General features: G+C 63.4%; 6 protein-coding genes. 3 read left to right on the top strand and 3 right to left on the bottom strand.

Translation table 11 applies throughout. From position 1 onward, the window contains the following. Nucleotides 1-37: 37 nt before the first annotated feature. A complete protein-coding gene (gene ppnN / locus B3397_RS19195) occupies nucleotides 38-1,411 on the bottom strand; it encodes a nucleotide 5'-monophosphate nucleosidase PpnN (protein WP_296253168.1) in 1,374 nt (457 codons plus the stop codon). Nucleotides 1,412-1,823: 412 nt separating this feature from the next. Here ppnN and pcsA point away from each other — a divergent pair, with 412 nt between their 5' ends. The 3 genes from pcsA to tam all read left to right on the top strand — a co-directional run bounded on the left by pcsA (nucleotide 1,824) and on the right by tam (nucleotide 3,660). Further along, entirely contained in the window at nucleotides 1,824-2,543 is a 720-nt protein-coding gene (pcsA, locus tag B3397_RS19190; RefSeq protein WP_296253166.1) for a phosphatidylcholine synthase, read from the top strand. A 62-nt stretch (nucleotides 2,544-2,605) separates the two neighbouring features. Continuing rightward, nucleotides 2,606-2,797, top strand: a complete 192-nt coding sequence (locus B3397_RS19185; protein ID WP_296253164.1) for a DUF2188 domain-containing protein — start codon at nucleotides 2,606-2,608, stop codon at nucleotides 2,795-2,797. Between the two features lie 98 nt (nucleotides 2,798-2,895). Then, nucleotides 2,896-3,660 (top strand): trans-aconitate 2-methyltransferase, encoded by a 765-nt coding sequence (gene tam / locus B3397_RS19180; protein ID WP_296253163.1) that lies wholly within the window; start codon nucleotides 2,896-2,898, stop codon nucleotides 3,658-3,660. Here tam and B3397_RS19175 read toward each other — a convergent pair. Together B3397_RS19175 and B3397_RS19170 are read right to left on the bottom strand one after the other, a co-directional pair. Then, a complete protein-coding gene (locus B3397_RS19175) occupies nucleotides 3,657-4,790 on the bottom strand; it encodes a lactonase family protein (RefSeq protein ID WP_296253160.1) in 1,134 nt (377 codons plus the stop codon). The genes tam and B3397_RS19175 overlap by 4 nt on opposite strands. A gap of 112 nt (nucleotides 4,791-4,902) precedes the next feature. Beyond that, the gene (locus B3397_RS19170; RefSeq protein ID WP_296253158.1) at nucleotides 4,903-11,346 is read right to left on the bottom strand and encodes a GH36-type glycosyl hydrolase domain-containing protein; all 6,444 of its coding nucleotides are present in this window, start codon (nucleotides 11,344-11,346) and stop codon (nucleotides 4,903-4,905) included. Nucleotides 11,347-11,537: the final 191 nt, after the last annotated feature.

Here is an 11,537-nt window from a genome sequence, read left to right as displayed (position 1 = left end):
GGGGACCATTCACCGCAGATTAAAAGACCCGCCTGGATCAGGTCACAACCCTATAACACGGCACATAGGCCGCGCCACCCGGCAACTTCATCCGATGCTGTTCAACGAACGCCTGGAGTAGCTTGTCCAGTGGCTCCATCACGGCCGAGTCGCCATGGATCTCATACGGCCCATGTTCCTCGATCAGGCGAATACCCTTGTCCTTGACGTTGCCCGCGACGATGCCGGAAAAGGCTCGACGCAGGTTGGCCGCCAACTCGTGGGCCGGCAGTTCGCGGCTCAGTTGCAGGTTGGACATGTTGGCGTGGGTAGGATCGAAGGGGCGCTGGAAGCTTTCCTCGATCTTGAGCAGCCAGTTGAAGTGGAAAGCGTCGTTGCGCTCGCGACGGAACAGTTTGACGTTCTTCAGCGCCTCGGTCATTTCCCGCGCCACCGCGACAGGGTCGTCGATGATGATCTGGTAGTGCTGCCTGGCCGCTTCGCCCAGGGTCGCGATCACGAACGCATCCAGCTGCTCGAGGTAGGCCGCCGCGCTCTTCGGCCCGGTGAGGATGACCGGAAACGGCAGCTCGCGGTTGTCCGGGTGCATCAGGATGCCCAGCAGGTAGAGGAATTCCTCGGCCGTACCGGCACCGCCAGGGAAGATGATGATGCCGTGGCCCACGCGAACGAAGGCTTCCAGGCGCTTTTCGATGTCCGGCAGAATCACCAGTTCGTTGACGATCGGATTCGGCGCCTCGGCAGCGATGATGCCCGGCTCGGTGAGGCCCAGGTAGCGACCGCCGCTCATGCGTTGCTTGGCATGGGCAATGGTCGCGCCCTTCATCGGACCCTTCATCACTCCCGGCCCGCAACCGGTGCAGATATCCAGTTTGCGCAGGCCCAGCTCATGGCCCACTTTCTTGGTGTATTTGTATTCGTCCGAATTGATCGAATGCCCACCCCAGCACACCACCATCTTGGGCTCGACACCGGCGCGCAGGGTGCGGGCATTGCGCAGCAGGTGAAAGACATAGTCGGTAATGCCTTGGGAATTGCTCAGGTCGATGCGCTGGCTGTCCAGCTCGCTCTCGGTGTAGACGATGTCGCGCAGGGCGCTGAACAGCATCTCGCGGGTGCTGGCGATCATCTCACCGTCGACGAAGGCGTCGGCCGGAGCGTTGAGCAGCTCCAGGCGTACGCCACGGTCCTGCTGGTGGATGCGAACTTCGAAGTCCTTGTAGGCGTCGAGGATGGTCTTGGCGTTGTCGATATGGGCGCCAGTGTTGAGGATGGCCAGGGCGCACTGGCGGAAAAGGGTGTAGGTACTGCCCGAGCCTGCGGCGCTCAGTTGTTGCACTTCGCGTTGGGAAAGGGTTTCCAGGCTGCCTTTGGGGCTCACCGAGGCATTGATAACATTTCTTGGGGCCATTCTATATTCCCTTAAAGCAATGTGGCGCAGGGCAGGGCGCTGGCCGCATCTGGATGGTGGACGGCTGGGGCAGCGTGCCGATGCAGGCTGTCGACAGGTCGCCGGGTCCGGTTGGCGTGGCGAAAGAGACGAGGTTCCTCCCGAGGCCTGGAGCGATGAACAGTGGCTTCATCTTACTCCGCACAACCGAGCGCCGGTCAACGCCTGCGCGCACAAAAAAAACTCAATGCAGTGAATCGCTTGGCAGCCACTGGGCTTACCTGTGACACTAGCCGCGGCCGGGGTGTGAACCTTATTGCTCCCAACTCGGTCGATAGCTGCGGCCAACCATTTTACTTGTGCCGCTTTCGGGTCAATGCTGTGTCTATCGCCAGCGCTTGTCTTGGCCCGTTCAATTTCTGGAGAACACCCCGTGATACTGATCAGACCCTCGGCCACGCTCAAAGCATGGGGCGCCCACGGCTTCACCGCGACCGGTGTGGTGCTTGCCTTTCTTGCCACCTTGGCCCTGTTCGACGGACAGCCGAAGATCTGCCTGCTGTGGCTGGGCCTGGCCCTGGTGGTCGACGGTGTCGACGGCTCGCTGGCACGCAAGGTCAACACACAGTCGGTGCTGCCGCACTTCGACGGCTCGACCCTGGATCTGGTCATCGATTACCTGACCTACGTGTTCATTCCGGCACTGTTCATCTACCGCTACATCCCACTGCCCGAATTCACCCTGTTGATCACCGTGACGATCATCCTGGTGTCCTCGCTGTTCTGCTTCTGCAACGTCAACATGAAGAGCAAGGACAACTACTTCGTCGGCTTTCCGGCCGCATGGAACGTGGTTGCCCTGTGCCTCTACATCATTTCGCCGTCGCCTTGGATCACCTTGTTGACCGTGGTGGTGCTGGCGCTGCTGACCGTGACCAAGATGAAGTTCCTGCACCCGTTCCGCGTACGCCGCTTCATGCCCATCAATATCGCTGCCACGTCTATCTGGCTGCTGTGCACCTTCGTATTGATCTTCAATCATCCCGGTACCAACCCTGTGGTCATGGGGCTGTGGCTGGCGGCTTCGGCATATTTCCTCGGCATCTGCGTGTGGCGCACGGCGGTGGAGTGGCTGGGCAAGGCGCGGGGCTGAATCGCCAGCAGCGTCTACACTTGTCGGGGCAAGCCAATCCATTGCCCTGACAGGAGACGACCATGAGCGTCGCGCCCATCGAGAAAATCCACGTACACGGTTACGAATTGATTCGCGTCCAAGCCGGCGCCTGGACCGTCTGCACCGAAGGTGACAGGCTGGCGTCGTTCGCCACCCAGGAGGAAGCCACGGCTTACGCATTCAGCCTGCCGGCACGCCGACCTGCTCAGGCCAAGGCGCAGAAAACTTCGTGACACGAAGTTTAAATAATCTGTTGGCCTGAAGACCTGGCACTCGTGGCATTCGCGGATATCCTAGGGGCAGTCTGCAAACCCAATAAAAGGATTCCGCGATGACTTGGTCGGCCAAACAATATTCCGCCTTCGAAAACGAACGCACCCGCCCGGTTCGCGACCTCGTCGCCGCCATTCCCGATCACCCTGTGCATCAGGCTGTCGACCTGGGCTGTGGCCCGGGCAACTCCACCGAAATACTCGCCCAACGTTACCCAGATGCAGTGGTGACCGGGCTGGACAGCTCCGAGGATATGCTCGAATCCGCCCGTCAGCGCCTGCCGGCATTGAGCTTCGAGCTCGCCGACATCGGCGCCTGGCAACCCTCTGGGCAATACGACGTCATCCTGGCCAATGCTTCACTGCAATGGTTGCCAGACCACGAGGTGCTGTATCCGTCATTGGTGAGCCGCTTGAACATCGGCGGCAGCCTGGCAATCCAGACCCCGGATAACCTCGACGAACCCGCCCATCGGCTGGCGCGTGCCGTGGCGGGGAATGGTCCGTGGGCCAGCAAGGTCGCGCACATCGCCCACAACCCCCGCCATAGCGTGGAGCGCTACTACGATCTGCTCAAACCCCACTGCATCAAGGTCGATGTGTGGCGCACCACCTATTACCACGTCCTGGAGGGCGGCGCTCAGGCCGTGGTGGAATGGTTCAAGGGTTCGGCGTTGCGCCCGTTTCTCGATCCGTTGGACGAGACGGAGAAACAGGCATTCCTCGATCAGTATCTGCTGGCGGTGACCGACGCCTATCCGCCGTCGGCCGATGGCAGCGTCCTGCTCCCATTCCCCCGCCTGTTCATCGTCGCCAGTCGTTAGGCGCCTGGCAGCGTCAGAACCTCGATCCACAGAGCGCCGTCACCTGATGGCGCCTCACCGATGCGCTGCAGTGCCCCGTTCACACCCACCGAGTAGCTGCCGACCTTGGCGCTTTTTTCGCCCGTGACCAGCAGCCAGCGTCCGTTCGGCGAGAAGGCGATATTGCGTGGCTGCTTTTCCTGCACCGGGTAATTGCCCAGGTATTTCAGCTCGCCGGTTGCCGGGTCGGTGCTGAAGGCCGACACCGAGCTGGTGGTACGTTCGGTGATGTAGATCAGCTTGCCATCCGGGGATACCCGCAGGTCTGCTGCCCAGATACGTGGGGTGGGGTCGTCCTTGAGGTCGTTGTTGCCGGCATTGCGGATCTCGCCGTGCACCAGTTTCATCTCCGGAGTGATGCCGCTGGCTTCGGCCACGGGGGTCAGCGCACCGGTCTGCGGGTCGATGGCAAAGCTGTGTACGGTGCCGCTCAGTTCGCCCACCACGTAAATGAACTTGCCGCCAGGCGCGAAGGCAATGTGTCGTGGCCCGGTCTTCGCCGCGACGGATACATGACCGCTGCCAATCGGTTCCAGCGCGCCGCTGTTGGGGTCTAGCTTGAACTGCAACACCTGGTCGACGCCTAGGTTGCCGGCGTAGACGAAGCGGTTGCTGGGGTCGCTGCGCACCGAGTGGGCGTAGGGGCCGGTAGGATAGCGTTTGATATCCGCGCTCGGCCGGTGATCGGCGTCGATGGGCTGGACGCTGATCAGGTTACCGCCGTAGGAAGCGCCCATCAGCAGTTTGCCGGTGCGGTCGGTGGACAGATAGGCGAAGCTCTCGGCCAACGGTGCTTCACTGGCTTGTTTCAGTTCACCGCTGCGTGGGTCGATGTCGTAGGCCACCACGCGAAAGGGTTTGACCCGTAACGCCGCGTACAAGGTCTTGCCGTCCGGGCTCAGGGCCAGGGGGTTGACCTGATCACCGGCCTTGGTCTGATTGACCAGCTTCAGGGCACCGTTGTTTTCGTCGAGGCTGTACTGGGAAATCAACCCATCGACAGGGCTGGAAATGTAGGCGAACGTGGCGGCCTGGGCGGTGCCAGCAGCGGAGCCGGCAATGGCGGCGGCGAGCAGCAGAGGTTTGTACATGTGCAGTCCTTTGAGTTGTTGTTGTGATCGGTCATCCTATGACTGCGTAGGGGGTTGCGGCAAATGAAAAATGTTGCCGCAGGAACGTCCTGTTGCGAACAGCCCCTGTCCCTCAGGGAGAGGGCTGGGGTGAGGGGACCATGACCACCACAGCCTCATGATCCACACCATCGAGAGGTAACCTGAATTCCCCCCCATGACTGTCCACCACGCGCCCATCCAGCACAGCATGGCACGTCCCATCGCCATCCCCCTGCCGCTGCACCTTGATCCGCAGCTTCGTGCCCAGCACGTTCACCTCGACCTCATACCCGGCCCAATGCGTCGCCATACCCGGTTTGAGGTACAACCAGGCGCCCTCGCGCCGCAGCCCCAGAATGCCCTCCAGGCCTGCGCGGTACATCCAGCTCGCGGAACCGGTGTACCAGGTCCAGCCGCCACGACCTACGTGGGGCGCCTGGGAGTAGATATCGGCGGCAATCACATAGGGTTCCACCTTGTAGCGCTGCACGGCCTTGGGTGTGAGTCCGTGGTTGATCGGATTGAGCAGGTTGAACAGTGCCAGGGCCTCATTGCCCCTTTGCAGTCGAGCGTAGGCGAGCACGGCCCACATGGCGGCATGGCTGTACTGCCCGCCGTTTTCGCGCAACCCTGGCGGATAAGCCATCAGGTACCCCGGATCGGGACTGGAATGAGCGAAGGGCGGCGTGAACAACAGGGCCAGCCGGTCATGATCACGCACCAGGTGTTCGCCCAGTGAAGTCATTGCCTGTTGCGCACGTTCAGGTCGTGCCGCGCCGCTAAGTACCGCCCAGCTCTGGGCGATGGAATCGATTCGGCATTCGGCGTTCCCGGCCGTGCCCAGCCAGGTGCCGTCGTCGAATGTCGCGCGGCGATACCATTGCCCGTCCCAGGCATGGGCTTCCATCGCGGCTTGCAGTTTCAGGTATCCAGCCTGCCAACGTTCGGCTGTGGCCAGGTCACGATGCCAGGCTAGCGGAATGAAGCGCTCCAGGGTATCGAGCAACAGCCACCCCAGCCATACGCTTTGGCCGCGGCCCTGTTCGCCCACCCGATTCATGCCGTCGTTCCAGTCGCCGCTGCCGATCAACGGCAGACCCAGGTCGCCCAGCTGCTCCAGGCTCTGCTCCAGAGCCCTGACGCAATGTTCATACAAGGTCGCGGACGTTTCAGAGGGGCCAGGCGTAAAGAAGTGATCGGTCTCGTCCGGCTTCAACGGCGGGCCCTGAAGGAAGTCCACCGATTCATCCAGCACAGCCACATCACCGCTGGTACTGACGTACATGGCCGTGCAATAGACCAGCCAGGCGCGATCGTCGCTGATGCGGGTACGCACGCCCTGGCCGGAGTGCGGTAACCACCAATGTTGCAGATCGCCCTCGGGGAATTGCCGGGCGGCGGCGCGCAACAGGTGCTCGCGGTTGAGTTGGGGCGCAGCGAAACTCAAGGCCAGGCCGTCCTGCAGTTGATCGCGCAGGCCATAGGCGCCGCTGGCCTGATAGAACGCAGCGCGAGCCCACAGGCGGCACGCCAGTGTCTGATAGAGCAGCCAGCCGTTGAGCATGATGTCCAGCGCCCGATCCGGGGTCTTCACCTGAACGGCGCCCAGTTTGCTGTGCCAGTCGTGTCGCACCATGTCCAGGACCGCGTCCCGCGGGGCGTGGCGGTATTGCATGATCATGCGCTGCGCACCCTCCAGCGAGGCCGCCTGGCCTACCAGCCACATCAGCTCGATGCTTTGTCCGGGAGCCAGCAGCAGGTTGTGTTGTTGCGCGGCGCAAGGGTCGGTGCCCGCGCTGCCGCTGCCGCTCAAAGGTCGATCGACCGCCAGGGCGGCGGGCGCCGCCAGACTCCCATGGCGGCCGATGAACTCCAGGCGGTCACTGGACCAATGACCGATTCCGCTGGCCAGATCGGAAAACGCTACCCGGCCCGGAAATCCCATGGCCCAGGGGTTGCGCGCGAGCAGCGCGCCGGTGCGCGCGTCCACCTCGCCCGTCAGGTGCGCGGCAGTTGCGGCGCGTGATGTTCCCAGTACCCATTCCACATAGGTGAATACACTGAATTGGCGGGGCTTGTCGCTGAGGTTGTGCAGGGTCAGGCGGGAGATTTTCAGTGGGTCGTGCAGGGGGACGTACTGCAACAGGCTCATGGCAATGTCGTTGGCGGTGTGCTCGAAACGGCTGTAGCCAAAGCCGTGCCGGGCGATGTACCGGCCAGCATCGCGTAGGGGCCAGGCGCACGGCCCGCTGACCACGCCGTTGGTGTTGTCTCGCACGTAGATGGCCTCGCCCGAGCGGTCCGCCACCGGATCGTTGCTCCAGGGCGTCAGCTGGTTCTCGCGACTGTTGGAGGCCCAGGTGTAGCCGCTGCCATCGGCGGCCACCTGGAAGCCGAAATTGGCGTTGGCCACCACGTTGATCCACGGTGCGGGGGTGCGGGCGCCGTTCTCGAGCACGGTAACGTACTCACGGCCGTTTTTGGCAAAGCCCCCCAGGCCATTGAAGAACTCAAGTTCCATACGCGCACTATCGGTTTGCGGGGCGGTCACTTGCGCCGGCGGTGCCCACCGCTGCTGCGGTTGCAGGGCGTGTGCAGCCGGACGCGCGAGGATCTGCTCGCGCAAACTTCCGACCCGAGCGCGCAGGACAATCCGTGCTACCGCCAGCAGAAGGGCTCTGGCATCCCCTTGCAGCAGGTCGGCGCGCAGCGTGTAGACGCCACCATTGCTTAGCTCGAGGGACGGTCCAGGGCGAGCTTGGCTGCTGCGCACAGCGGTCTCTACCGCCACTTGCAGGTCTTGCTGATAGCTGGCGCCGCGCTCGTTGAGGATCACCAGATCCACGCTCAGGCGCTTCATCCGCCAGTATTCATGGGCCAGCAGCAGCTCGCGCACCTGGGCCAGGTCCTCGCTGTCATCGATCTGCAACAGCACGATCGGCAGGTCGCCGGAGATGCCCATGGGCCACAGGCCCGCCTGGCAGGTAGTGCCCCGCAGGATATTCATGGGGCTGGCGCGCCAGATCGGGTCGGCATACAACAGCGCGCCACTCAGGCTCTGGAAGTCCGCCGCTTCGTCGGCTTCGATGGACAGGTGCCGCAGTTGCACCTGAGCCTGGGTCCAGGCCAGGGTTCTGGCGCGTTCGAATGCGCTGTGCTCGTGATGCTTGTCGATGAGCCCCTGCAGGCCCTCGCGACTGTCGGCCACCACCGTCCAGAAGGCGACGTCCAGGGTTGCTCCTGCAGCAACGAGAAAGCTGTGGCGCAGGGCAAAGATCGGGTCCAGTACGGTGCCGACGGTATTGGACAACGGGGTGCCGGCCTGCAGGGCCAGAGCATCGCGCAGCTCACGGTTGCGACCGAGGAATCGGGCACGATCGCTTTCGTACTGCACAGGGCCGTCCATTTCTGCCTCGGACACCGCGAAATGGGCCGCCCAGATAATCGGTTCGCCCGCAGCCCGCGGTCTGCGAGTGGCCACCAGGGCGCTGTATTCCGGCCAGTATTCGGTCACCACGAACAGCTTGGCGAACGCCGGATGGGCAGTATCGGCCGCAGCACTGGTCAGCACCAGTTCGCTGTAGGACGTCAGCGCGATCCGTCGCGGTTGGGCGCCGTCATTGGCCAGGGTCACATGGCGGACCTCGCTGTCGTCCTCGCCTGATACCAGCACCGTCATGGTGCTACCCAGCGTGCCGTGGTGGTGAACGAACTGGGCATGGTCCTCGGCGAAGGTCACATCGCCGTATCGACCTTGCGCAATGCCGCCGGCGGCAGACCAGGTGTCGCCGCTGTCCAGATCCTGGACGAATACGAACGACCCCCACGGGTCCAGAACCGGATCCTCACGCCAACGCGTCACGGCCAGGTCGCGCCAGCGACTGTAGCCCGTGCCCGCGCCGGTAAGCATCACCGAATAGCGGCCATTGGAGAGTACATGGCAGACCGGCGCTGCCACTGCCTGACCTTGCAGGTGCCGTGACCCCCTGCCTTCGAGCACATTGGCGGCAGACCGGTAGGCATTCTCGGCTCGCGGCGGGGCCACGATCACGTCGGCGGGCGTGCGCTCCTGTAACAGCAACTCGCAGGCCTGGATCATCGGTTCGCGGTGAAAACGCTCGCGCATCAGCCCGCCCAGGATCACGTTGGCGATGGCGACGATGCTCATGCCCTGGTGGTGCGCCATGTAGTTGCGCACGATGGCAAAGCCTGCGCCTTCGGGCAGTCGGCTGGCGGTGAAATCCACCGCTTCGTAATAACCGTATTGGCCCATGACGCCCAGGCCGCTCAGGGTCGCCAGGTTGGCACAGGCCCCCGGGCCGTCGACCATGGCCGCCAAAGCGGTGGCGTAGGGCGCTATCACGCGATCGTCCGCCAAACCGCGCTTGAGCCCCAGCCCCGGTACGCCGAAGTTGGAATACTGGTAGGTGAATTCAATGTCGCGAGCGTTATAGGCTGACTCGGAAATGCCCCAGGGGATGTCCAGCGCGCTGCCGTAGGCCTGCTGACGCTCCACGACCAGGCGGTGGGTCTGCGCCAGCAGGCTGGTAGCCGGCGCGCGCATCACCAATGAGGGCATCAGGTACTCGAACATCGAGCCCGACCACGAAATCAGCGCCGAGCCGTTGCCCATGGGTGTCGCCGTGCGTCCCAGGCGTGACCAGTGACGGCTGCGCACATCGCCCTTGGCGATGGCGAACAGGCTGGACAGGCGTGCTTCCGAAGCCAGCAGGTCGTAGCAGTTGCTGTCCAGCTGATGGTCGTTGACTCGATAACCGATGGCCAGCAGTCCACGTTCGGCGTTCATCAGAAAGGCGAAGTCCATGGCCATGGCCATGGCACGAGATTGCTGGGCCAGGCGCTGCAAGCGCACCGACAGGTCGGCAGGGGGCTGTTGCAGGTGTTCGGCCAGCGCCAGCCTGAACGCCGACAGCCAATAGGCCTGGGGTTGCTCGCCATGCAGTTCGCGTAACAACTGGGTGAGCTCATCGGCCAGTGTGCCGAACGGTCCGGCCTTGCTCAGGCAGCTTTGCAGTCGGAGCAACGCCGGCAGCCGGCCGCATTCCTGCATCGCCAACTGCAAGGTATCGAGCAGTCCGGGGGAGGGGTTGGGCGATGGTTCGCGAGCCCATTGCTCGCAGGCGTTGGCCAGGGCAATCAGATGGCCCGCGAGATTGCCGCTGTCCACTGCCGAGACGTAACTGGGCTGAAGCGGACGCAGATCGCGGGTGTCATACCAGTTGAACAGATGCCCGCGAAAGCGTGGCAACTGCTCCATCACGCCCAGGGTGCGTTCCAGTCGGATGACCACGGGCAAGGTGGCGAGCCAGCCGAAGTCCCGTGCACTGACGGCGGCCAGCAGATACAGGCCCATGTTGGTAGGGGAGGTGCGGTGGGCGATGACAGGTTTGGGATCTTCCTGATAGTTGTCGGGCGGCAGATGATTTTCCAGCGCGGTGACGAAGGTTTCGAAGTAGCGCCAGGTGCGACGGGCCACCAGGCGTAGTTCACTGGCCTGCTGCACGGTCAACGGCTTCGCTTCGGCATGATCCGGACGGCTGCTGAAGAAGGCGATGGCAGGTGCGCTCAGCCATAGGAGCAGTGCAGGCAAGGCCAGAGGCCACGCAGCGGGCGACACGATCGATACACCCGCGCAGCCGCCGACGGCCAGCAGGCAACCGGGCAACATGCGCCGGTAGCTTTGGCTCAGGGTCGGGGTCGGTGAGCTACCGGTTTGCGCCGCAGTGGTCCATTCCAGCAGGTGGCGTCGGCTGATGCCGATCCGGTAAAGCGTTCGACCGATGGCATCGAGCATGCGCCAGCTTTGATCCGCCAGCAGAGCCAGATTCAGCGCAAATTGCACGCTGGCCAGGCGCAGGGCTGCCCTGAGCTTCTGCCCATGGCTGGCCCAACGCACATTGGTGCGCCGGGAAATGAGCCCAAGCAGCGTCGGCAAGAACACCGGCACGGCATTGCAGGTCAACAGCGCCGCGGTGGTCAGCAACGCCAGCGGCAGTGGCAGCAACCAGCTCAGCAACAGTGCGGCAAAGGTCGCCGGGGCTACCAGCGAGCGGCGCAGATTGTCGAAGACCTTCCACTGCCCCAGTGCCGGCAGGTCGCCTTTGAGCAGGCTGGGCAGCAGCTGCCAATCACCGCGCGTCCAACGGTGCTGGCGGCGCGCATCGACGTCGAAGCGCGGTGGAAAGCTTTCCACCACCACGATCTCGCTGACCAGTCCGGCGCGGGCATAGATGCCTTCGAACAGGTCGTGGCTGAGCATGCTGTCGTCGGCGACCCGGCCCTGCAGCGCTGCTTCGAAGGCATCCACATCGTAAATGCCCTTGCCGGTGTACGAACCTTCGCCGAACAGGTCTTGATAGACGTCCGAGGCGGCCGCCACATACGGGTCCATCCCGCCGGGGCTGGAGCACAGCCGTTGGTACAGTGAGCCTTGGCCATCCAGCGGCAGCGAAGGGGTGACCCGCGGTTGCCGGATGCCGTAGCCGGTGACCACGCGGCGCCCGTCCGTGCTCATCCGTGGCCGGTTGAGTGGATGCGCGAGCTTGCCGACCAAGCGCTGGGCGGCGTCTCTGGGCAGGCGGGTGTCGGCGTCCAAAGTAATCACGAAACGGACGTCGGCAGGCACCTGGGAAGGATCGCCAAAACTGGTATCGGTGGCACCGCGCAGCAATTGATTGAGTTCATGCAGCTTGCCGCGCTTGCGCT

Source organism: Pseudomonas sp. UBA4194 (assembly GCF_002379585.1).
Classification (GTDB): domain Bacteria; phylum Pseudomonadota; class Gammaproteobacteria; order Pseudomonadales; family Pseudomonadaceae; genus Aquipseudomonas.
Note: the sequence above shows the minus strand (reverse complement) of the source record. Positions and strands in the feature narration are given on the sequence as shown.